This is a genomic window from Arthrobacter sp. NicSoilB11 (genome assembly GCF_019977375.1).
Taxonomy (GTDB): domain Bacteria; phylum Actinomycetota; class Actinomycetes; order Actinomycetales; family Micrococcaceae; genus Arthrobacter.
Genome location: NZ_AP024657.1, coordinates 2,677,718 through 2,698,700, shown reverse-complemented (window position 1 = coordinate 2,698,700; position 20,983 = coordinate 2,677,718). Strand labels below are relative to the sequence as shown.

The following is a 20,983-nucleotide window of genomic DNA, read 5'->3' as shown; positions in this document are numbered from 1 at the left end:
ACATGGAAATCGTGATCCTTGGCGGCAGCCGGCAGATCGCCAAACTCGCGGCGGACGCCATAGAGAAACTGATCAGGCGCAAGCCCGGCGCAGTCCTTGGCCTGGCCACGGGGTCCTCTCCCTTGCCTGTCTATGACGAACTGGCGGCCCGGCATGGACAGGGCCTGGACTTCAGCCGCGCCTCCGGCTTTGCCCTGGATGAATACGTGGGCCTGCCCGCGGGCCACCCCGAGTCCTACCGCGAGGTGGTCCGGCGGGAATTCACCAGCCGCGTGAACATTGCGCCCGGGAACGTCCACGGCCCCGATGGAACTGCATCCGACATCCCCGCCGCCTGCGACGCTTACGAGCAAGCCATCACCGCGGCGGGCGGCGTGGACCTGCAGCTGCTGGGCGTGGGCACCGACGGACATATCGGTTTTAACGAACCGGGCTCCTCCTTTGCCTCCCGGACCAGGATCAAGAGCCTGATCGAACAGACCCGCCGCGACAACGCCAGGTTCTTCAACAACCTTGCGGAGGTACCGCACCATGTCATCACCCAGGGACTGGGCACCATCATGGAGGCCAAACATGTGATCCTGGTGGCCACGGGGGCGCAAAAGGCCCGGGCCGTCCGCGACTTCGTGGAGGGACCTGTGGCTGCCATTTGCCCCGCATCCGTCCTGCAGTTCCATCCACACGCCACCGTCCTGCTGGACGAGGCCGCCGCTTCCGGCCTCAAACTGGCAGATTTCTACCGCCACACCTATGAAAACAAGCCTTCGTGGCAGGGACTCTAGCCGCCTTACGCGCGTTGCCGCCGGCGATGAAAAAGTACGACGGCGGCCGGTGCGGGGCCTCCGCGCGGGCGTGCCGCCGTCGAACGCCGGGCCGGGGGAGCGGCTAAGATGGATGCCATGACTAGCATGACGGACCCTCTCGACAACGACCCGATGCGCGAGCTTTCCGGGGCTGGATCGTCCACGGCCACCATTGAGCGCGAGGAACTGCGCCAGGAAGTGGAACCCGGGGACCGGGAGCGCTTTTCGCACTATGTGCGGAAGGAAAAGATCATGGAGTCCGCGCTGACCGGGGAGCCCGTCATCGCCCTGTGCGGCAAGGTCTGGACGCCGGGACGGGATCCGCAGAAGTTCCCGGTCTGCCCCATGTGCAAGGAGGTCTACGAGGGCCTCCGGCCGGGCAATGACGGCGGCAAGGGTCCCGGAGGGGACTCGGGCAGCAACAAGTAGTGACGGAGACGCTCTTTGGCGGTCCCACCCTGCCTCCGGCGTATCCGGAACGCGCAGCCTGGGGAACCGCCCCGAAACTCCGTGCCTGGCAGCAGGAAGCCCTTGACCTTTACCTGAAGAACAGTCCCCGCGACTTCCTTGCGGTGGCAACCCCGGGCGCCGGTAAAACCACCTTCGCGCTGCGCATCGCCTCCACGCTCATCGATTCCGGCGCCGTTAACCGGGTGACCATCGTTGCGCCCACGGACCACCTGAAGCGCCAGTGGGCGGATGCTGCCGCCAAGGTGGGGATCGCCATCGACCCCAACTTCAAGAACTCCGACGGCCAGCACGGCCGCGGCTTCATCGGCGTCGCCGTCACCTATGCCCAGGTGGCCAGCAAACCGCTGCTGCACCGGGCCAAGACTGAAGCTGCCCGGACCCTGGTGATCCTGGACGAGATCCACCACGGCGGCGAAGCCCTGTCCTGGGGCGACGGCCTGCGCGAGGCATTCGATCCCGCCGTGCGCCGCCTGTCGCTGACCGGTACGCCGTTCCGCTCCGACACCTCGCCCATCCCGTTCGTGGAGTACGCCGAGGACCGGGACGGGATCCGGCGCTCCAAGGCCGACTACACCTACGGCTACGGCAACGCGCTCCGGGACCACGTGGTCCGGCCCGTGATGTTCATGGCCTACTCCGGCCAGATGCGCTGGCGCACCAGCGCGGGCGAGGAAATGGCGGCGTCCCTCGGCGAGGCAGCGGTGACCAAGGACATCACCAGCCACGCCTGGCGGACCGCGCTCAATCCCGCGGGGGAGTGGATCCCAGCGGTCCTGGCCGGCGCGGACAAAAGGCTCAGCGAAGTCCGGCGCACCGTCCCGGACGCCGGCGGCCTGGTCATCGCCACCGACCACGAGGACGCCCGGGCCTACGCCGGCCAGCTGAAGAAGATCACCGGCGAGTCGCCCACCGTCATCCTGTCCGACGACGCCAAGGCCTCCAGCAAGATCGAGGAATTCTCCGCCGGCGAAAAGCGCTGGATGGTGGCCGTGCGCATGGTCTCCGAAGGCGTTGACGTGCCCCGGCTGTCGGTCGGCGTATACGCCACCTCGACGTCCACGCCGCTGTTCTTCGCCCAGGCCGTGGGGCGCTTCGTGCGTGCCCGCAAGAGGGGCGAAACGGCGTCGGTCTTCCTGCCGTCCGTTCCCCAGCTGATGGCACTGGCCAATTCCATGGAGATGGAGCGCGACCACGCCCTGGACCGCCCCGAAAAAGAGGACGGCGACGGGCTTTTCAACCCCGAAGACTCACTGATGGAGGAGGCCAACCGGGAAGAAAAGGCCTCCGACAGCCTCACCAAGGGCAAGTTCGAGGCACTGGACTCCCAGGCCTCCTTTGACCGGGTCCTGTTCGACGGCGGCGAGTTCGGCACCGGCGGCGAGGTAGGGTCCGACGACGAACTGGACTTCCTGGGGATCCCCGGCCTGCTGGACGCCGAGCAGGTGGGTACGCTGCTGCGCCAGCGCCAGCACGAGCAGCTGAACCGGAAGAACCGGAAGGCACCGGCCGCCGCCGAAAGCCAGGCCCCGGCCGTTCCCGACCACCGGATGCTGATGGACCTGCGCAACGAACTGGCCAAGAACGTGGCCGCCTGGGCTGCCCGGACCGGGACGCCCCACGGCGTGGTGCACACTAAACTCCGCACGGTTTGCGGCGGCCCTCCCGTGGCGCAGGCCAACGAGGAGCAGCTGAAGTCGCGGCTGCGCAAGCTCCAGGACTGGTTCGTGGGCCGCAAGTAGCGGCACTCCCAGGAATCAGGCGATGTCCGCCCCGCCGAGTTCCATTTCCGCAACGGCGTCTTCCAGGTCCTCGGCGATGCCGGCGGTCAGCGACCGCAGCACCGTGACACCGTAGCCGGCCTGGACGGCGTCAAGCGCGGTGGCCTTCACGCAGTAGTCGGTGGCAATGCCAACCACCACCACGTCCTCCACGTCGTGGCTCTGCAGCCAGTCATCGAGGCCGATGGCGTCCTCATCGGGCTCGAGGGCCTCCCTGGCGGCGGGCAGGCCGCCGGCGTTCCGTTCCCCGGTGGGAACGGCATCCTCCGGGGCCAGCAGCCCCTCGAAACCTGAGTAGGCGGCGGCGAACTGCCCCTTCCGGAAGTAGGCATCGATGTACTCGGTGTCCAGGTCCGGATGAAGGTCCGCTCCGCGGGTGCCCGCCACGCAGTGCGGCGGCCAGCTCTCCTTGAAGTCGGGTGTGTCCGAGAAGTGGCTGCCGGGGTCCACGTGCCAGTCCTGGGTGGCAACCACATAGTCGTATTCGCTGTTGTGGGCGTCCAGGTACTCGCTGATGGCGCCTGCCACGGCCGCGCCGCCGGGAACGGGGAGCGATCCGCCCTCGCAGAAATCGTTCTGCACGTCCACGATGATCAAAGCGCGGGACATTGGTGCTCCTTAGTTTTCCTCGTAGAGAGTGGGGATGGCGGCCTCGCCGCGCTGCAGGCGGTTGACCACGGACGGCAGCTCGGCCATGGAGTCGGCGTGGCGCTGCCGGGCCCGCAGCACGCCCTCGTGTCCGGTCCAGCCCGGGATTACCTCGCCGTTCTTCATGAACTGCTGCAGCAGCGGACGGTCGTTGCCGTCGTCCTCCGGCCGGTGGCCCACGCCCACCACCTCTGCGGTGGCGGTGCCACGTTCGTCCAGCTTGCGCAGCGCGTACTTGCGCCCGCCCACGCTTGCCTTGTTCTTGGCCGCCTTGGCCACGGACACGAAGTTGCCGTCGTCGTCGGTGCGGCTGACCAGTTTGTAGACCATGCTGGCGGTGGGCGCGCCGGAGCCGGTCACCAGCGACGTTCCCACGCCGTAGGAGTCCACGGGCGCCGACTGCAGGGCAGCGATGGCGTACTCGTCCAGGTCGGACGTCACCACGATCTTGGTGTGGTCGTTGCCGAGGTCGTCCAGCAGCCGCCGGACCCACTGCGCCTGGGCCACCAGGTCGCCGGAGTCCAGGCGGACGGCGCCCAGGCGGGGCCCTGCCAGGTCAACGGCCGTGCGGACGGCCTTTTCGACGTCGTACGTATCCACCAGCAGGGACGTCCCCTCGCCCAGCGAGGCAATCTGGGCCTCGAAGGCCTCCCGTTCAGTGTCGTGCAACAGCGTGAACGAGTGCGCGGCGGTGCCCACGGTCTTCACGCCGTAGCGGATGCCGGCCTCAAGGTTGGAAGTACTGTCAAAGCCGGCAATGATGGCCGCCCGGGCTGACGCTGTGGCGGCCTCCTCGTGGGTGCGCCGCGATCCCATCTCGATGCAGGGCCTGCCACCGGCGGCGCTGACCATCCGGGAAGCCGCTGAAGCGATGGCGGTGTCGTGGTTCAGGACGGACAGCAGGTAGGTCTCCAGAATGCAGGCTTCGGCGAAGGAGGCCTCGACGATCAGGATGGGGGAGTTGGGGAAGTATGCGTCGCCCTCGGCGTAGCCCCAGATGTCGCCCGAAAATTTATAGTTGGCCAGGTACTCCAGCGTCTCCCGGTTCACCACGCGGGTACGCTCCAGGAACTCCAGTTCAGCGTCGCCGAAACGGAACTGCGCAATGCCCTCCAGCAGGCGTCCGGTCCCGGCGACAATGCCGTAGCGCCGGCCGTCGGGCAGCCGCCGCGCGAACGCCTCGAACACCGACCTGCGGTGCGCAGCCCCTGAATGCAGCGACGCCTGCAGCATGGTCAGCTCATAATGGTCGGTGTAAAAGGACGTGCGGGGATGGTCCCAGCCGGCTGAGGTGCTCACGAAAGTCACTCTAGTCCCCACCGGCTCCCGCGTCTCGCTTCGCTTCGCCGCGGGGCCCTCGCCGGTGTGGGCCCACCCACCGGCTCCCGCGTCTCGCTTCGCTTCGCCGCGGGGCCCTCGCCGGTGTGGGCCCACCCACCGGCTCCCGCGTCTCGCTTCGCTTCGCCGCGGGGCCCTCGCCGGTGTGGGCCCACCCTCCCCATAGAATGGACAGATGACCATAAGCGTTGCGCCCGGCCCTGATACACAGGAGGGCATCCGGACCGGCACAGCAGAGTCCACCGACTCCCTGACCGCGCCGGACATTCCCTGGAACCTGGTGATCTGGAACGATCCCGTCAATCTCATGAGCTACGTCAGCTACGTGTTCCAAAGCTACTTTGGCTACTCGGAAACCAAAGCCAACAAGCTCATGATGGAAGTCCACCGGAAGGGCCGGTCCATCGTCGCCTCTGGCAGCAAGGAACAGGTGGAGCGCCACGCCGTGGCCATGCACGGCTTCGGACTCTGGGCCACGGTGGAAAAGGCCAGCGGCGGTCCGGGCGGCAAATCAGGCAAGTCCGGCGGTCCGGGCCAGGGTAAGGGAAAACGTGGCTAAGGCATTCAAATACGGGCTCAAGGGCATCACCGGCTACCTGGAACCGGCTGAACGGGACCTGCTGCGCAGCCTGATCGACGACGTCATTTCCATGCTCCAGCCCGAGGACCGCACCGGGCAGGACCCGCTGGCGGCACTGATCGGCCTGGACATGGAGGTGGCAGAACCCACGGACCGGGCCGTCAAGCGGCTGTTGCCCAACGTTGTCAAGGACGACGGCGACGCGTCCCTTGAGTTCCGCCAGCTCACCGAGCGTTCACTGCGGGAGACAAAGATCGGGGCCCTGCGCGCCGCGGCTTTGGACCTGGACAAGGACGAGATCGTGCTGACCCCCGAGGGGGCGCAGCACTGGTCCATGGCGCTGAACGATGTGCGCCTGGTCCTGGCCGAACGGCTGGACATCCGGGACGAGGCCGACGCCGAGCATGTGCACCGCATGCAGGACTGGTCCCAGGCCGAGGACGTGGAAAGCTACCTGGCCCTGGTCTACAACTTCACCACCTGGCTCCAGGAGTCCCTGGTCCAGGCCCTGCTGCAGTCCATGGAATCCCGCCGGTGAGCCACGGCGGCCAGGGGGAGGCCGTCCGCTGTGACGCAGCAGACATGAGTCGCGGGACACAAGATGATGGCTGACGCTTCCGGGAACACCTATCCTCGAATAATCATGACTACAGCCCCGAGCATGGAACCACCGGCGGAAACACAGCCCACGGACGCCGACAGCGGGTTCCCCGCCGTCGCCCCGGAAACCCGTCCCATCGGCGTCTTCGATTCCGGTGTCGGCGGCCTCACCGTGGCCCGCTCCATCATTGACCAGCTTCCCAACGAGTCGATCCTCTACGTGGGGGACACCGCGCACGGGCCGTACGGGCCGCTCCCCATCGCGGAGGTGCGGGCCAACGCCCTGGGCGTGATGGACGAACTCGTGGACTCCGGCGTCAAGCTGCTCACCATCGCCTGCAACTCGGCGTCGGCCGCTGTCCTCCGGGACGCCCGGGAGCGGTACACCGCCAAGTACGGCATCCCGGTCATCGAAGTCATCCAGCCCGCGGTGCGGCGCGCCGTTGCCGCCACCCGCAGCGGAAGGGTGGGCGTGATCGGCACGTCGGCCACCGTGGGCTCGCGCGCGTATGAGGACACCTTCGCCGCGGCGCCCGACCTGGACATCACCTCTGTCGCCTGCCCGGAGTTCGTCAGCTACGTGGAGGCCGGGATCACCACCGGCCCGGCCCTGCTCGCCGTCGCGGAAGAGTACCTTGCCCCGTTGAAGGCGGCCGGGGTGGACACCGTGGTCCTGGGCTGCACCCACTACCCGCTGCTGACGGGCGTGATTTCCTACGTCATGGGCGCGGATGTCACCCTGGTCTCCAGCGCCGAGGAAACCGCCAAGGACGTGTACCGCGCCCTTGCCACGCACAACCTGCAGCGCACGTCCCCCACCCCGCCCGAGCACCACTTTGTGGCCACCGGCGACGCCGGGCAGTTCGAGGCGCTGGCCCGGCGGTTCCTGGGCCCCGAGGTGCTGTCCGTCCGCCACGTGGACCATGTGGCCGCCCAGTATCCTACGGGCAGCCTGGCGCGGATCACCCCTGAGATGATCGCCGCCGCGCAGGGCGCGCGCGAACGCCCCAGGATCTCCAACTTCGTGGGCGGCGGACTGGCCGACGCACGCCGCTCCGGAGGACCCGCCCTGTGAAGCTGACCATCGTGGGATGCACGGGCTCGTTCCCCGGGCCCGGCTCGCCGGCGTCGTGCTACCTCCTGACCGCCACCGACGGTGAGCGGTCGTGGAAGGTGGTGATGGACCTTGGCAGCGGCGCGCTGGGGGCCATCCAGCGCTACACGGACCTGGAGGACATCGACGCGATCTTCCTCACCCACCTGCACCCGGACCACTGCATGGACCTGTGCGGGCTGCACGTTGCCATCCGCTGGAAGCCCGGCGGGTGGGGGCGCGGCCGCATTCCCGTGTGGGGCCCCGCCGCCACGGCGGACAGGATGGCCACGGCCTATGGGCTTGACCTGGACCCCGGCATGCATGAGGAGTTCGACTTCACCAACTGGACCGAACGCGAATCCGTCACCGTGGGCCCCTTCACCGTGACGCCCTTCGCGGTCAACCACCCCATTGAGGAGGCCTACGCCCTCCGGGTGGAGGTGGTGGAGCCCGGCAAGGACGGCACGTCGGTGTCCCGGGTCCTGACGTATTCCGGCGACACGGACTCCTGCGCGGGGCTTGAGGAAGCCGCCAAGGACGCGGACCTGTTCCTGTGCGAGGCAGCCTTCGAAGAGGGCCGTGACGCCGGCATCAAGGATGTCCACTTGACCGGCAAGCGGGCGGGGGAGGCTGCAGCGGCGGCCGGTGCCCGGCGGCTCCTGCTGACCCACATCCCGGTATGGACGTCCCAGACCACGGTCATGGCCGAAGCGCGCCCGGTGTTCCCCGGGGACGTGGCCGTTGCCGTAGCGGGCGTGCACTACACCATCTAGCCGCGCCGTCGCCCCGACAAGCCATGCACCGGCACTCGATAAGCTAGGGGCATGACATCTGAAGCAACTGCAGTGCCCATTGTGCGCGCCGACGGCCGTGCCCCGGACCAGCTCCGGCCCATCAGCATCACCCGCGGATGGTCCAACCAGGCTGAGGGATCGGCACTGATCGAGTTCGGCAACACCAGGGTCCTGTGCACGGCGTCGCTGACCCCAGGCGTCCCGCGCTGGCTCAAGGGCGAGGGCCGCGGCTGGGTCACGGCGGAATACGCCATGCTCCCGCGCGCCACCAACACCAGGTCCGACCGCGAATCCGTCAAAGGAAAGATCGGCGGCCGCACCCACGAGATTTCGCGCCTGATCGGGCGCTCGCTGCGCTCCATCATCGACACCAAGGCCCTGGGCGAGAACACGATCGTGCTGGACTGCGACGTCCTGCAGGCCGACGGCGGCACCCGCACGGCGGCCATCACCGGTGCCTACGTGGCACTGGCGGACTCCATCCGGTTCGCCCGCGACAACCAGCTCATCGGCAGGAACGCCCAGCCCATCATCGACACCATCGCGGCGGTGTCCGTGGGCATCATCGACGGGGTTCCCATGCTGGACCTGCCCTATGTCGAGGATGTCCGCGCTGAAACCGACATGAACGTGGTGGTGACCGGCTCCGGCAAGTTCGTGGAGGTGCAGGGCACGGCCGAGGGCGCTCCCTTCGACCGGGCGGAACTGGACCAGCTCCTTGACCTGGCCCTGCTGGGAACCGCCCAGCTCGCTGCCATCCAGCGCGAGACCTTGGCGGAATCCCTGTGAGCAGCCCGGCTCCCCGGCTGGTGCTCGCCACGCACAACAAGGGCAAGCTCCGCGAACTCCGTGAGCTGCTGCGTGGGCAGGTGCCAGGGCTCGACGTCGACACCCAGGTGGTGGACGCGGCGGCGGCGGGTGCGCCGGACGTTGCCGAAACCGGCGTGACGTTCGCCGAAAACTCGCTGCTGAAGGCCCGCGCCGTCGCCGGCGCCACCGGCCTGGTGGCCATTGCCGACGACTCCGGGCTGGCCGTGGACGTCATGGGCGGGGCCCCGGGCATCTTCTCCGCCCGCTGGGCAGGACGCCACGGCGACGACGCCGCCAACCTGGAACTGCTGCTGAACCAGCTCTCCGACGTCCCGGACGAACACCGTGGCGCCGCATTCGTGTGCGCCGCCGCGCTGGCCGTGCCCGCTGACGGAGGCGGACCCGGGCGCGAAGTGGTGGAGTACGGGCAGCTTGAGGGGATCCTGCTGCGCGAACCCCGGGGGAGCGGCGGGTTCGGCTACGACCCCGTCCTGCAGCCGGCAGGCGAGGACCGCAGCTGTGCCGAACTGTCCGCCGAGGAAAAGAACGCCATCAGCCACCGCGGCAAGGCCTTCCGGGCCCTGCTGCCGTCCATTGTGGCGGCCCTGGAGGCGGCCCGCTAGGGAACCTGCCTGCCCGCAGGCCAGCCAACTTCAAAACGGCCAGCCAACAAAAGAAGGTGCGCATCCCGGCGGGATGCGCACCTTCTTTTGCAGCCTGGCCGGCTTTTGCAGTCTGGCCGGGGGAAGGCTGCTACTCCGGCCGGCCGCGGTGGCTGTTGCGGGGAGTCTTCCGCTCCTCGTCCGGTTCGTGTTCCTCGATGAACTCGTCCACCGCGTCCGTGCCGTAGGCCTGTGCCTGGCGCTTGGCGGACAGGCCGCGCAGGACCTCGATGCCGATGGGAATCACCGAGACCAGCACAATGGCGATGAAGATGATGTCCAGGTTGTCCCGGACCCACGGAACTTTGTCGCCCAGCAGGTAACCGAGCAGCGTCACACCGCCGCCCCACAGTGCCGCTCCGATGACGTTGTAGAGGAAGAATTTCCTCCTGCTCATTTGCGCCACGCCGACGATCACAGGAACAAAGGTCCGGATGATGGGGACGAAGCGGGCCAGGATCAGTGCTTTGCCGCCGTGCTTTTCAAAGAAGGCGTGCGCATTTTCGACATTCTCGCGCTTGAAGAGCTTGGCGTTTGGCTTGTTGAAGATGGCGGGACCGGCCTTTGAACCGATGAGGTAGCCGGTCTGGTTGCCGATGATGGCCGAGACTACGATCAGGAGGGCCAAAAGCCAGATGTTGAACTTGATGGTGTCCGTGGCCACCAGCAGGCCGGCGGTGAACAGCATGGAGTCTCCGGGGAGGAAGAACCCCACCAGCAGCCCGGTTTCGGCGAAGACGATGCCGCACACCAGCAGGACCACCCAGGGGGCGAGCGCGGGATCGGCCAGGAAGACCTGGGGGTTCAGCCAATCGGGCAGGAAGGAAGCCATTCTTGGCTGGACCGGTCCCGCACCCACCAGCATGGACACAGCGAGGTCATTCATCACAGGAAAGTTCACCTCTCAAGGGTACTTGACCGGTCTGGGAGGCCTGCGGCGGTAAGGTAGGGGCCGTGGGTTTGGACTTTACGGCGATCGACTTCGAAACGGCCAACGGCTTCCGCGGCTCCCCGTGCTCTGTGGGACTGACGAAGGTAAGGGGCGGGGAAATCGTCGCAGAGGCCTCCTGGCTGATGCGCCCCCCGGCCGGTTATGACCACTTTGACCATCACAACGTCCGGATCCACGGCATCACGGCTGCGGATGTTGCCGGAAGGCCCCGTTTTGGGGAGTTGTTCCCGGAGATTGGCGCGTTCATCGGCGACGACGTGCTTGCAGCCCACAATGCGGCCTTTGACCTGGGCGTGATCCGCTCGGCGCTGGAGGTATCGGGCCTGCCCGGTCCCGCCTACGACTACGTCTGCACCGTCATGCTGTCCCGGCGCTGCTACTCGCTCGTCTCCAACTCGCTTCCCTTCGCCGCCGAGGAAGCGGGCGTACCGCTGGTCAACCACCACGACGCCGCCGAGGACGCCCGCGCCTGTGCCGGGATCCTCGTCGACATCGCCGCGCGCAACGGTGCCAACAGCATCGCCGAACTCTTCCTCTCCCTGGGGCTGGCCATGCCGCACCAGCAGGCCTTCGATCCCGCCTCGGGCGACCTGTCGAAGCCAAGCGTGGCGGCCATGGCTGCTGCGTCCGGCAACGGTGCCGCACTGGTGCGCCGGTTCCAGTCCGGCTGGCCCGAGGAAGGGCTGAACCCGGAACCCAACCTGGACGCCGAGCCAGGCCATCCGTTGTACGCGCAGACGGTGGTATTCACCGGGCAGCTCTCCATTGCCCGTCCGGAAGCGAAGCTGCGCTCGGCCAGGTGCGGTGCCCGGACGGAAAGCCGGGTCACCGGCCGTACCACCGTGCTGGTGGTGGGGGATGGCTTCGTTGCCTCAGACCTGCGCTCCGGCAGGCTCACCGGCAAGGCGCGCCGCGTCCTGGAGCTCCATGAGCGGGGACAAGCCATCGAAGTGCTGTCCGAGGGTGAGTTCCTCCAGATGGCGGGCAACGGGGACGCCCTGCACGCCGACCCCGGGGAAACCTGGGACGGCGCCCGCGCGACTGCCGTCAGCGCCTGACGCGGCCGGCACTCAAAGTCGCGCCCGCTTCATGCGGCGCAACACAGCTTGGCAGCCCTGCCACAGGCTCCTAGCCTTGCCATATGGCGTCCCTGTTCGCTTTTCCCAATCCCGTCAACGAGTACGCCGCCCGTGTCACGGCAGCGCTCGTGGTGCTGCTCGCCGTCGTCACCGCCTTGGCGGGCTCCGGGTGGGGGCTGCTGGCCATCTCCATCGGGTTCTGGCTGCGTCTGCTCTTCGGCCCGCGGATTTCACCCCTGGCGCTGCTCTCAGTCAAGGTCATCACTCCGCGGCTGGGAAAGGTAAGACTTGTGCCGGGGCCGCCCAAGCGCTTTGCCCAGGGGATAGGTGCCGCCGTATCCACCTCGGCGCTGCTCCTGTTCGCCGCAGGTGCAGCAGCCGCAGCCTGGACCCTCCTGGGGATCCTGGTGGTGGCAGCCTCCCTGGAGGCCTTCGCCGGGTTCTGCCTGGGGTGCGCCATCTTCGGGTTCCTGCAGCGCCGCGGGCTGGTCCCCGAGGACGTCTGCGAGGCCTGCAACAACATCAGCCTTCGCCGGTTGTGACCTTCACCAACTGATTGGCCATGCCGCGGACCACCCCGGGCGCTTCCAGGGCCCCGAGCCACTGCGCCGGCAGGCAGTCTTCCCCATAGAAGGCGCCCAGGATGTTCCCTGCCAGCGAGCCCGTGGTACTGCTGGGGCCGTCATGGTTCACGGCCAGAACAACAGCGTCCCGGAAATGCCGGCCGGGCCCGGCGTCCGCGTCGTCAGCGGGCAACGTGGCCAGGACTGCATACAGTGCGACGGCGAGTGCCTCCTCCGCCATCCGGCCCCCGCCAAGCACGTGGACCAGTTCCTCCGGGGCAACGATTGCCTTGTCGGCGAGACGAAGGGCGGCCTCAAGCCTCTCCGGGAGTTCCGGCGCCACGTCCGGGAGGGTGGCCGCGTGCGCGGCCACCGCGGCAGCGGCGTCCCGCAGCGCCTCGCCGGACACGAGCTTATGGATCAGGAGACTGAAGATTCCGGCGCTCTGGCGGGCGGAAGGGTGCCCGTGCGTGAGGGAAGCGGCGTCGGAACTGAGCTTGTAGACGGCGTCGGGCGCAATATGTGGAATCAGCCCGAACGGCGCCGAACGCATCACCGTGCCGGCGCCTTTGGCCTCGGGGTTGACGGGGCGGACCGACGTGCCCATCTCGCCGGAGGCCAGCCCGGTGATGCAGTCCTGCTCCGGATGCCGGCGCTGCCGCAGCACCTCGTTGCCGTCGATCCAGCGGGGCTGGGGTGCGGGCGCTGAAGCCCCGGCGTCTTCGCCCTGGTTGGCCAGCCAGCGCAGGTACGCCAGCCAGAGGCAGGCGTTCACATCCGCACCCACCCCCTCGTTGGCCCACTCCAACGCCTCCACCAGCCCGTCCACGGTATACAGGGTCAGCTGCGTGTCGTCGGAAAAAGGCCAGGAACCGGACAGAGCGTCAAACCCGCTCAGGCCCCGGGCTCCGAAGCGCCGGCGGATGGCGCCGATGGAATCAGCCTCCACCGCATAGCCCAGTGCATCCCCCAGCGCCCCGCCCAGCAGCGCGCCATGGATCCGGGACTTGAGGGTGGGCGCGGGAATGACGGGGTCGATGCTCATGAAGTAAATTTACCGTCCAAAAACCGGTCCCCCGGTCCGGTCCTTTCCGCCGGGTCCCTTCCGTCCCGCCGGCCATTGCGCACGGCTGGTGTCCAGCCAACGCCCAGCCTGGGCTGGAATACTGCACGGGTTGCCCGGCGCCGCCCCGCAAGCTGGTGGAACCCCCGGAACCGGCAGCAGTTGCCGCTTGCAACGCAAAGCCCCGGCCCCAAGAAGCGAAGGTCCCATCATGAGCACCCCTGTCCCCGCCCGCGACGCACTGCAGCCCGGCGCGGCCACCGCGCCCAGCGCTCTGATGACCCGCCTGGTGGCCGAGGCCTTCGGCAGCCTCTTCCTGGCCGTGGCCGGGCTGGGCGTGCCGCTGTTCAGCATTCCGCAGTCCAGCCCGGTGCCGGCGGCCCTTGCCGCCGGCCTGGCCATCACGGCGGCAATGCTCGCCTTCGGACACATCTCCGGCGGCCATTTCAATCCCGCCGTCACCCTGGGTCACCTCCTGGCGGGACGGATCCGTGCCGGCGCCGCCGCCGCATACGCCGCCGCCCAGGTGGTGGGAGCCCTGGTGGGTGCCCTTGCCCTGTTCGGCATCCTCCGCACCCTGCCCAGCATCCCTGACAGCCGTACTGCTTTCGACACCGTGACCGCGGGCTTCGGCGAGCATTCCATCATTCAGGCCCCGCTCGCCGCCGTCGTGCTCCTGGAACTGCTGGGGGCCGCGATCATCGTGGCTGTCTTCCTTGCCGCCGGCCGCTCCGGCGGCAGCCGCAGCGCGGCGCCGGTTGCCGTCGGCCTGTCCTTCGCGGCCCTGCTGCAGGTGGGCCAGTCGGTGGGGAACCTGCCGTACAACCCCGCCCGCGCCGTCGCCTCCGCCGTCTTCAGTTCCGGCTGGGCCGTGGAGCAGCTGTGGGTCTTCCTGGTCGCGCCGCTGGCCGGCGCTGCCATCGCGGGGCTGGCGTTCCGCATTACCGGAGTGGCTGAGTCCGCTGCATCCGTTGAGGACGGCGCGGACCTCCATGACGACGAGGGCGCCGCCGAGGCTGACGACGACGCCGGGGAGGCCGACGACGACGCCATGGACAGTGCCGGCACGGACAGGGCTGTGCCCGCAGCGGCCGCCCGGCAGGACGCAGGCGGCGTCAACGAGGCGCAGGAGTTTTTCGAAGGAAAACGGTCCTGACCGCCGCTGGCCGCGGCGTTTTCCTTGAGTGTCAGTGGTTGCCGATAGCTTAGGGATATGCGGTTACTTCACACCTCGGACTGGCATCTGGGCCGTTCCTTCCACGGCGTCGGCATGCTGGACGCCCAGCGCGCCTTCGTTGACCAGCTGGTGGCAGCGGTCCAGCGGGACAGCGTGGACGTTGTCCTGATCGCCGGCGACGTCTATGACCGGGCGCTGCCGGGCGTGGACGTGGTCCACCTGCTTGATGACGCACTGGTCCGCCTGACTGCCACGGGTGCAAAAGTGGTGCTTACCAGCGGGAACCACGACTCCGCCATCCGCCTGGGTTTCGCCTCCCGCCTGCTGGAACGCGGGGGAGTGCACCTGCGCACCAGGGTGGAGGACCTCGCCCACCCGCTCCTGCTGCCGCTGGGCGCGGATGCTGCCGGAAAGGACGCCGTCCTCGCGCTGTACGGCATCCCATGGCTTGAGCCCAGGCTTGTCGCCGAACAGCTGGGGGCGGAAACGCCAAGCCATTTCGAGGTAACCCGGGCGGCCACCGCCCTGATCCGGGAAGACATCGCCCGGCGTGCGGCTACCGCCACCGTCCACTCCGTAATCCTGGCCCACACCTTCGCCAGCGGAGGCATCAGTTCGGACAGCGAACGGGACCTCAGCATCGGCGGCGTGGGCGCGGTGCCGCTGGACCTCTTCGACGGCTTCAGCTACACCGCCCTGGGCCACCTGCACGGGCGTCAACAGCTGTCCGGCTCCGTCAGGTATTCCGGGTCGCCGCTGGCCTATTCCTTCTCCGAGGCCGCCCACCGGAAGGGTGCCTGGCTGGTGGACATCGGTCCGGCGGGAGTCACATCCGTGGCGGAGGTCCTGTGGGAGGCCCCGCGGTCCCTCGCCGTACTGCGCGGAACCCTGGAAGATCTCCTGGCGGACCCGGGCCACGCCTGGGCTGAGACCGCCTACTGCCAGATCACCCTGACGGATGCCCAGCGTCCCGCCCGTGCCATGGAACGGCTCCGCGCCAGGTTCCCGGACACCCTGGTCCTGTCCTTCGATCCGCAGGGCGGGGCTGCCGCCCCCCAGGCCAGCTACAGCAGCAGGCTCGCGGGCGCACCGGATGACCTCGCCCTGTGCTGCGGTTTCCTGGAGCATGTGCGGGGACGGGCTGCAGACCCGGCGGAGAAGAACGCGCTCGCCGCCGCGCTGGAAAACGTCAGGCTGCTGGAGGCGTCACGGTGAGGATCCACCATCTGCGCATCTCCGGGTTCGGCCCTTTCGCCGGAACCGAGGACATCGACTTTGACCGCCTCAGCGCCCATGGCCTGTTCCTGCTGAACGGGCCCACCGGTGCCGGCAAGACCAGCGTGCTGGATGCCATCTGCTTTGCCCTGTACGGATCTGTCCCCGGTGCCCGGCAGGACGGCAAGCGGCTGCGCAGCGACCACGCGGAACCTGGTCAGGAACCTGCCGTGACCTGCGAGTTCTCCTCGCAGGGCCGCCGCTTCGAAGTGACCCGCTCGCCGGCGTGGGACAAGCCCAGCGCGCGGGGCAAGAATGGCTTCACGGTCCAGCAGGCAAAGACGCTGCTCCGCGAACGGATCGATGGTGCGTGGGTGGAAAAGTCCGCCCGCAACGACGAAGCAGGCGCGGAGATCATGGCGCTGCTGGGCATGGACCGTGAGCAGTTCACCCGGGTGGTCATGCTGCCGCAGGGTGATTTCGCTGCCTTCCTCCGCTCCAAGGCCGCCGACCGCCTGGACCTGCTGCAAAAGCTCTTCGGCACCCAGCGCTTCGAGGCCCTGGAACAGGAACTCTCGCGTCAGGCTGCCGCCGCCCGGGAGGACGTCGCCGCCCTGTCCGGCCAACTCGGCCTCCTTGCCTCGCGTGCCGAAACCGAGGCCGCTCCGCTCCGGCTTCCTGATGCCGGAGCTCCGCCGGCGGACGACGTCCCCGGCCGCCTTGACTGGCTGCAGGCTTCCGTTGCCGGCCGGCTGGCGGAACTCACGGAGCACGCCGCAGCCGCGGCGGCGCTCAGCCAGGACCGCCGAAGTGAGGTGGACAGCGAAGCCGCGCGGCATGAGCGGCACCGGAAACTCCAGGCGGCCACCGCCCGGCGGAAGTCCGTGGAGGACGGGGCCGCGCATCGCGATGAGCTCTCCTCCCGTCTGGCCCGGCACCGCCAGGCCGAGGTCCTCCAGGGGCAGCTGCAGGCCGTGGACGCTGCGGCAGCCAAGGTCCACAACGCGGAAGCCGCTGCAGAATCTGCCCTGACGTTGCTGCGGATGGCTGCCACGGACGACGGCGAACTGGCCCGGCTGGGTCTGGAAACCCTGGGCTCCAAAACACTGGGCTCCAAATCACCGGGCTCCGAAACACCGGGCTCCGAAACACTGGGTTTGGAACCATTCGCCGCCGGAGGCAGCGTCCCCGGGGCAGCGGACGAACTGGGCCGGCTGCGTTCGCTGCTGGCCGTCGTCGAGGCCCGGCTGCCGGACGAGGACAGGCTCCAGGACCTGCGGAAGCGGCACCGGAGCCTGGCCGGCCGGCAGGAAGAGCTCCGGCTCACCGTGGAGACGCTGGGGAATCGCGCAGCCCATTTGCAGGACGATCGGGCGGTACTGGCCGACGGTATGGACCAGCTGGAAGCGCGCTCCATCGAGGTGGCACTCCGCCGCAAGGAAGCCGCTGCGGCCGCGGAACTGCTGGACATCGTCCGGCGGCACGGGCGGGCTGCCCAGCGGAGGGACCTGGCCAGGATCCGCCATGACGATTCGCGGGAGGACCTCCTGGAGGCAAAACGCCATTGGCTGGACCTGCGGGAGGTCAGGCTCGCCAACGCCGCATCCGAGCTGGCAGCCAAGCTGGTTGCCGGCGAGCCCTGTCCCGTCTGCGGAAGCGGGCAGCATCCCCGCCCCGCGGATGGCGGCACTACCGGCCCGGGCCTGGCCCAGGATGAAGAGGAAGCCCACCGCTTATACGAGGCCGCAGAGGCAGCCCATGCCCTTGTTGCCGCTGACCTTGCAGAAGCGGAGCAGGCCGTGGCAGTCCTCGCGGGCCAGGGCGGGACCACCCCTGTTGAAGAGGCACGTGCCGGTGCCGAGGCCGCCCTCGCTGCCGCCGCGGACGCCGAGCAGGCCGCAGAGGAGCTGCAGGACAGGCGGCAACGGCTGGAAGCGCTGGATGCCGGCCTGGGGCAGGCGCGTGCCGCGCTGTCCGAAACAGAGGCAGAGCTGTCCCGGACTGCCGTGTCCCTTGCCGAGGCGGCCGAACAGGCTGCAGCACTGGACAAGGCGCTCGCCGCCCTGCGCGGCCCCCACCCCAGCTTGACCCGCCGGCTGCGGGCACTCGAGGACGCCGCAGCAGTCCTGGACAAGGCCGTCGAGGCGCAGACGCGGCTGGACGCGGCGCGGCTGCAGTCCGCCGAAGCGCAGGAGCAGTTGGAACTGGCCCTGCCGGGTGCGGGTTTCGCCACGGCAGACGACGTCCGCAGCCAGCTCCTTGGCGCCGCCGAAGCGGCAGCCCTGGAAGCCGCCGGCCGTGCAGCCCAGGACGAAGCCGCGCGCGTTGCCGGATTGTTCGAATCCGAGGACATTGTGCTGGCACTGGCAGAAGCCGCGGACGGCTTCCGGGCAGACGAGGAGCGGCTGGCAGCGCTTCGCCTGGAGGCGGCCACTGCCCAGAATGACGCGCGGGAAGCCGATCTTGCCGCCGGTCTCGCCTCGCGTTGCCTGGAATCCCTGAAAACGATCGCCGCCGACTACCAGGAGCTGGTCCGCGCATCCCGGGAACCGGCGGAGCGGGCACAGATGCTTGCCGGGCTGGCTGACGCCGCAGCCGGCCGGGGTGAGAACACGTACCGGATGAGCCTGAACAGCTACGTCCTGGCGGCGAGGCTGGAGCAGGTGGCCCTCGCCGCGTCCGAACGCCTGGTGGCCATGAGTGATGGCCGCTACCTGCTCCAGCACACCGACGCCAAGGCAGCGCGTGGCGCAAAATCAGGGCTGGGACTTGAAGTGGTGGACCAGTGGACGGGCTTCCGGCGGGACACCTCCACCCTGTCCGGGGGCGAGTCCTTCATGGCGTCGCTCTCGCTGGCACTCGGGCTGGCGGACGTCGTCCAGCAGGAAGCCGGAGGGGTGGAAATCGAGACCCTGTTCGTGGATGAGGGCTTCGGAAGCCTGGACGAACAGTCCTTGGAACAGGTCATGGATGCCATTGAGGGGCTCCGCGACGGCGGCAGGGTGGTGGGACTGGTCAGCCATGTTGCCGAGATGAAACAGCGCATCGGGACCCAGCTGCAAGTGATCAAGAGCCGGAACGGCTCCACGCTGCGGATCTCCGAGACTGTGGACGCCCTCGCCTGACCAGGCCGATATGATGGAGCGCGTTACCGGGTTGCGCGCATCGGGAGGAGGGACGATGCGCACCTATTGAACGAGCCCGGAATTGACACCACAAACTACTCCTTCAACCACCCCCGACACTCCTGCCGGCACCGCCGCAGAGCAGGAAACCTCCAGCCCGGACTCCATGGAACGGGCAGCGAGGGGGCGTTTTTCCCGGCTGCCGCAGCTCGCCGGCAGAAGCTTCATTCCCTTGGGACTTTTTGCGCGGCTTCCCCTGGCCATGCTGGCCATGGGCACGCTGACCCTGGTCACCTCGGTCACGGGTTCCTTCGCCACCGGCGGGGCCGCGGCCGGCGCGGTGGGCATCGGCTCCGCGCTCGGAGCTCCGGTGCTTGGAGCCCTGGCGGACAGGCGGGGACAACGGCCCGTCCTGCTCCTGTCCGCTCTGCTCAACACCGTGGCGGTGCTGGCCCTGGTCTTCATCGCCAACACCACATCCGAGGCGGGGGATTTCCCGCCCGCCGTCCTGGTGGCCGCCTTCGCCGCCGGCGCCACCTGCCCCCAGGTGGGACCCCTGGCCCGGGTCAGGTGGATGGCGCTGACAGCCAATGCCGCAGGTCCGTCGGCGCCGTCCGGTGGCGCTGCCCGTGAGCTGGACACCGCGCTCTCCTACGAGAGCACGGCCGATGAACTGACGTTTGTCCTGGGGCCGGCCCTGGTGGGAATCCTGGCCAGCCTCGTGGCGCCCTGGCTTCCCCTGGCGCTGGCAGCGGCCATGACCATCACCCTTGTCCCTGCCTTCGCGGTGCACCCTACCCATGGCGCCGTACCTGCCACCGGTCGTCCCGTCCGCAGGAAGGGCACGGGCAGGGCACAACCCGTGAAGCTGCCATGGGTCGTTGCCTTGCCGGTTCTGGCCATGGTCTGCATGGGGACCTTTTTCGGTTCCACCCAGGCCGCCCTCAGCGCCTTCTCTGCGGGGCTCGCAGGCACGGAAATTGCGGGCCTGCTGTACGCCGTGATGGGCCTAAGCTCTGCAGTGGCGGCATTCTCGGTTGCCTACTGGCCGCGGCGCGCCGGCCTGGCACTGCGCTGGGTGCTGTGCGCAGCCCTGATGGCGGGGCTGGCGGTCCTGCTGCTGGTGCCGGCATCGCTGCCCATGATGGCGGCGGTCCTGCTGGTCCTTGGACTCCCGGTGGGTCCGGTCATGGTCACGGTCTTCGCCGTGGGCGGACAGGTGGCTCCCGCCGGCCGGCTTGGCACGGTCATGACCGCCCTGGCCAGCGGTATTGTCGCCGGAACGGCCATCGGGTCCTCGATTGGGGGACAGCTGGCCCAACTCCACGGCCCGGCGGCCGCGTTCCTTGTCCCGGTCTGCGCGGCCGCAGCGCTGGCGCTGCTTGGGGCCGGGGCCGCCGTCGTGCTCCGCCGGAGGACCTGACAGGGCCTCCATGCCAGCCTGCCGCCCTCCCGCTGCTACGCCAGTTGGCCCTCGATCCTGGCCGCGCTTGCGGCGATGGCCGCCCCCACCGTTTCCGGATCATGGGCGGAACGGATGTAGACGACGGCGAGGGCGGCCGGGCGCCCGCCGGGCACCCGGACAGGGGCTGCCAGCGAGGAAACCCCGGCAATGACCTCGTCATGGCTGGCTGAGTAACCCCTCCTCCGCGCTTCCGACGCCTCCGGACGGTAGGGGATACCCGTATCCAAGCGGTCCCACTCGGCTTCGGAAAGGGCCGACTGGATGGCGATACCCGGCGCGCCTGCGTTGATGGGGTGGCGCGTACCAGGGTGCTGGGCCACGGTGGCGCCCGAATGCCGCGGCTCAACCGTGACGAGCGTGATGCAGTCATGGTGGTCCCACACCGCAACGAACGCCGTCATATCCAGCGAGTTCGCCAACTGGGTGAGCTCGGGAAGGGCGGCGCTCTGCAGGTTGCGCGATACTCCCCGGGCCAGGACTGCCAGGCCGGGGCCGGGCTGGACCCGTCCGGCATCGTCACGCACCAGGAGGGAATGGTCTTCCAGGGTACGCAGGATCCGGTAGGCCACCGAACGGTGGACACCCATGGCGTCGGCCAGTTCGGCGATGGTCAGCGGGCCCGGGGCAGCTGCCAGGATCTCAAGGGCGCGGATGCCGCGCGAAAGGGTCTGGGACGGCGAAGCCTGCGGCTCCGCCGTCCGGGCTGCGGCTGCTGGAGGTGTCATGAAATCCATCCTAGGGGCGAACGCGCGGCCTGCCGTGAC

General features: G+C 68.7%; 20 protein-coding genes. 15 read left to right on the top strand and 5 right to left on the bottom strand.

What is annotated here, in order from left to right; translation table 11 throughout:
* The first annotated feature begins 2 nt into the window (after positions 1 to 2).
* The 3 genes from nagB (at position 3) to LDO14_RS12510 (ending at position 3,013) form a co-directional block, all read left to right on the top strand.
* Positions 3 to 782: a glucosamine-6-phosphate deaminase gene (gene nagB / locus LDO14_RS12520; protein ID WP_056387972.1), complete on the top strand. Its 780-nt coding sequence runs from the start codon at positions 3 to 5 to the stop codon at positions 780 to 782.
* Positions 783 to 890: 108 nt separating this feature from the next.
* Positions 891 to 1,232, top strand: coding sequence for a DUF3039 domain-containing protein (locus LDO14_RS12515; protein WP_026265633.1), 342 nt, complete (start codon positions 891 to 893; stop codon positions 1,230 to 1,232).
* Complete coding sequence (locus LDO14_RS12510) at positions 1,232 to 3,013, top strand: DEAD/DEAH box helicase (protein WP_018768383.1); 1,782 nt, start codon at positions 1,232 to 1,234, stop codon at positions 3,011 to 3,013. The genes LDO14_RS12515 and LDO14_RS12510 overlap by 1 nt, the downstream gene beginning before the upstream one ends.
* Positions 3,014 to 3,028: 15 nt before the next feature.
* On the opposite strand, the gene LDO14_RS12505 is transcribed toward LDO14_RS12510, so the two are convergent.
* Together LDO14_RS12505 and LDO14_RS12500 are read right to left on the bottom strand one after the other, a co-directional pair.
* Positions 3,029 to 3,661: an isochorismatase family protein gene (locus LDO14_RS12505; RefSeq protein WP_018768382.1), complete on the bottom strand. Its 633-nt coding sequence runs from the start codon at positions 3,659 to 3,661 to the stop codon at positions 3,029 to 3,031.
* A 9-nt stretch (positions 3,662 to 3,670) separates the two neighbouring features.
* Positions 3,671 to 4,999 carry a nicotinate phosphoribosyltransferase gene (locus tag LDO14_RS12500; protein ID WP_056387970.1) on the bottom strand — a complete coding sequence of 443 codons (1,329 nt, stop codon included), beginning with the start codon at positions 4,997 to 4,999 and terminating at the stop codon, positions 3,671 to 3,673.
* A gap of 214 nt (positions 5,000 to 5,213) precedes the next feature.
* Between LDO14_RS12500 and clpS the strand changes: the two genes are divergently transcribed.
* From clpS to rdgB, 6 genes are all read left to right on the top strand, one after another.
* Positions 5,214 to 5,597, top strand: a complete 384-nt coding sequence (gene clpS, locus LDO14_RS12495; RefSeq protein WP_018768380.1) for an ATP-dependent Clp protease adapter ClpS — start codon at positions 5,214 to 5,216, stop codon at positions 5,595 to 5,597.
* Entirely contained in the window at positions 5,590 to 6,156 is a 567-nt protein-coding gene (locus tag LDO14_RS12490; RefSeq protein ID WP_056387968.1) for a DUF2017 domain-containing protein, read from the top strand. Before clpS ends, LDO14_RS12490 begins: the two co-directional genes overlap by 8 nt.
* A 66-nt stretch (positions 6,157 to 6,222) precedes the next feature.
* Positions 6,223 to 7,293: a glutamate racemase gene (gene murI / locus LDO14_RS12485; RefSeq protein WP_043424768.1), complete on the top strand. Its 1,071-nt coding sequence runs from the start codon at positions 6,223 to 6,225 to the stop codon at positions 7,291 to 7,293.
* On the top strand, positions 7,290 to 8,087 hold the full coding sequence (locus tag LDO14_RS12480; RefSeq protein ID WP_018768377.1) for an MBL fold metallo-hydrolase: 798 nt from the start codon (positions 7,290 to 7,292) through the stop codon (positions 8,085 to 8,087). The genes murI and LDO14_RS12480 overlap by 4 nt, the downstream gene beginning before the upstream one ends.
* A gap of 51 nt (positions 8,088 to 8,138) precedes the next feature.
* Positions 8,139 to 8,897, top strand: a complete 759-nt coding sequence (gene rph / locus LDO14_RS12475) for a ribonuclease PH (protein ID WP_026265632.1) — start codon at positions 8,139 to 8,141, stop codon at positions 8,895 to 8,897.
* Positions 8,894 to 9,541 carry an RdgB/HAM1 family non-canonical purine NTP pyrophosphatase gene (rdgB, locus tag LDO14_RS12470; RefSeq protein ID WP_018768375.1) on the top strand — a complete coding sequence of 216 codons (648 nt, stop codon included), beginning with the start codon at positions 8,894 to 8,896 and terminating at the stop codon, positions 9,539 to 9,541. The genes rph and rdgB overlap by 4 nt, the downstream gene beginning before the upstream one ends.
* Positions 9,542 to 9,671: 130 nt before the next feature.
* Here rdgB and LDO14_RS12465 read toward each other — a convergent pair whose 3' ends face one another.
* Entirely contained in the window at positions 9,672 to 10,466 is a 795-nt protein-coding gene (locus LDO14_RS12465) for a VTT domain-containing protein (RefSeq protein WP_223991998.1), read from the bottom strand.
* A gap of 68 nt (positions 10,467 to 10,534) precedes the next feature.
* Here LDO14_RS12465 and LDO14_RS12460 point away from each other — a divergent pair, with 68 nt between their 5' ends.
* Both LDO14_RS12460 and LDO14_RS12455 read left to right on the top strand, forming a co-directional pair.
* Positions 10,535 to 11,590: an exonuclease domain-containing protein gene (locus LDO14_RS12460; RefSeq protein WP_223991989.1), complete on the top strand. Its 1,056-nt coding sequence runs from the start codon at positions 10,535 to 10,537 to the stop codon at positions 11,588 to 11,590.
* 83 nt (positions 11,591 to 11,673) lie between these two features.
* Positions 11,674 to 12,153: a DUF4395 domain-containing protein gene (locus LDO14_RS12455; RefSeq protein WP_223991988.1), complete on the top strand. Its 480-nt coding sequence runs from the start codon at positions 11,674 to 11,676 to the stop codon at positions 12,151 to 12,153.
* On the opposite strand, the gene LDO14_RS12450 is transcribed toward LDO14_RS12455, so the two are convergent.
* Positions 12,134 to 13,219 carry an ADP-ribosylglycohydrolase family protein gene (locus tag LDO14_RS12450; protein WP_223991986.1) on the bottom strand — a complete coding sequence of 362 codons (1,086 nt, stop codon included), beginning with the start codon at positions 13,217 to 13,219 and terminating at the stop codon, positions 12,134 to 12,136. The genes LDO14_RS12455 and LDO14_RS12450 overlap by 20 nt on opposite strands.
* A gap of 229 nt (positions 13,220 to 13,448) precedes the next feature.
* Here LDO14_RS12450 and LDO14_RS12445 point away from each other — a divergent pair, with 229 nt between their 5' ends.
* From LDO14_RS12445 to LDO14_RS12430, 4 genes are all read left to right on the top strand, one after another.
* Positions 13,449 to 14,393 carry an aquaporin gene (locus LDO14_RS12445; protein WP_223991981.1) on the top strand — a complete coding sequence of 315 codons (945 nt, stop codon included), beginning with the start codon at positions 13,449 to 13,451 and terminating at the stop codon, positions 14,391 to 14,393.
* Positions 14,394 to 14,450: 57 nt separating this feature from the next.
* Positions 14,451 to 15,629: an exonuclease SbcCD subunit D gene (locus tag LDO14_RS12440; RefSeq protein WP_026265630.1), complete on the top strand. Its 1,179-nt coding sequence runs from the start codon at positions 14,451 to 14,453 to the stop codon at positions 15,627 to 15,629.
* Positions 15,626 to 18,754: an SMC family ATPase gene (locus LDO14_RS12435; RefSeq protein ID WP_223991977.1), complete on the top strand. Its 3,129-nt coding sequence runs from the start codon at positions 15,626 to 15,628 to the stop codon at positions 18,752 to 18,754. Before LDO14_RS12440 ends, LDO14_RS12435 begins: the two co-directional genes overlap by 4 nt.
* Positions 18,755 to 18,920: 166 nt before the next feature.
* Positions 18,921 to 20,177 (top strand): MFS transporter, encoded by a 1,257-nt coding sequence (locus tag LDO14_RS12430; protein ID WP_223995215.1) that lies wholly within the window; start codon positions 18,921 to 18,923, stop codon positions 20,175 to 20,177.
* Positions 20,178 to 20,212: 35 nt separating this feature from the next.
* Here the strand turns inward: LDO14_RS12430 and LDO14_RS12425 are convergent, their stop codons facing one another.
* Entirely contained in the window at positions 20,213 to 20,944 is a 732-nt protein-coding gene (locus tag LDO14_RS12425; protein WP_018768366.1) for an IclR family transcriptional regulator, read from the bottom strand.
* Positions 20,945 to 20,983: the final 39 nt, after the last annotated feature.

Excerpts from the sequence above, each read along its gene's own strand:
- nagB (WP_056387972.1), top strand. The coding sequence starts at position 3 with ATGGAAATCGTGATCCTTGGCGGCAGCCGGCAGATCGCCAAACTCGCG.
- LDO14_RS12515 (WP_026265633.1), top strand. The coding sequence starts at position 891 with ATGGATGCCATGACTAGCATGACGGACCCTCTCGACAACGACCCGATG.
- LDO14_RS12505 (WP_018768382.1), bottom strand. The coding sequence starts at position 3,661 with ATGTCCCGCGCTTTGATCATCGTGGACGTGCAGAACGATTTCTGCGAG.
- clpS (WP_018768380.1), top strand. The coding sequence starts at position 5,214 with ATGACCATAAGCGTTGCGCCCGGCCCTGATACACAGGAGGGCATCCGG.
- murI (WP_043424768.1), top strand. The coding sequence starts at position 6,223 with ATGGCTGACGCTTCCGGGAACACCTATCCTCGAATAATCATGACTACA.
- rph (WP_026265632.1), top strand. The coding sequence starts at position 8,139 with ATGACATCTGAAGCAACTGCAGTGCCCATTGTGCGCGCCGACGGCCGT.
- LDO14_RS12465 (WP_223991998.1), bottom strand. The coding sequence starts at position 10,466 with ATGAATGACCTCGCTGTGTCCATGCTGGTGGGTGCGGGACCGGTCCAG.
- LDO14_RS12455 (WP_223991988.1), top strand. The coding sequence starts at position 11,674 with ATGGCGTCCCTGTTCGCTTTTCCCAATCCCGTCAACGAGTACGCCGCC.
- LDO14_RS12450 (WP_223991986.1), bottom strand. The coding sequence starts at position 13,219 with ATGAGCATCGACCCCGTCATTCCCGCGCCCACCCTCAAGTCCCGGATC.
- LDO14_RS12445 (WP_223991981.1), top strand. The coding sequence starts at position 13,449 with ATGAGCACCCCTGTCCCCGCCCGCGACGCACTGCAGCCCGGCGCGGCC.
- LDO14_RS12440 (WP_026265630.1), top strand. The coding sequence starts at position 14,451 with ATGCGGTTACTTCACACCTCGGACTGGCATCTGGGCCGTTCCTTCCAC.
- LDO14_RS12430 (WP_223995215.1), top strand. The coding sequence starts at position 18,921 with ATGGAACGGGCAGCGAGGGGGCGTTTTTCCCGGCTGCCGCAGCTCGCC.
- LDO14_RS12425 (WP_018768366.1), bottom strand. The coding sequence starts at position 20,944 with ATGACACCTCCAGCAGCCGCAGCCCGGACGGCGGAGCCGCAGGCTTCG.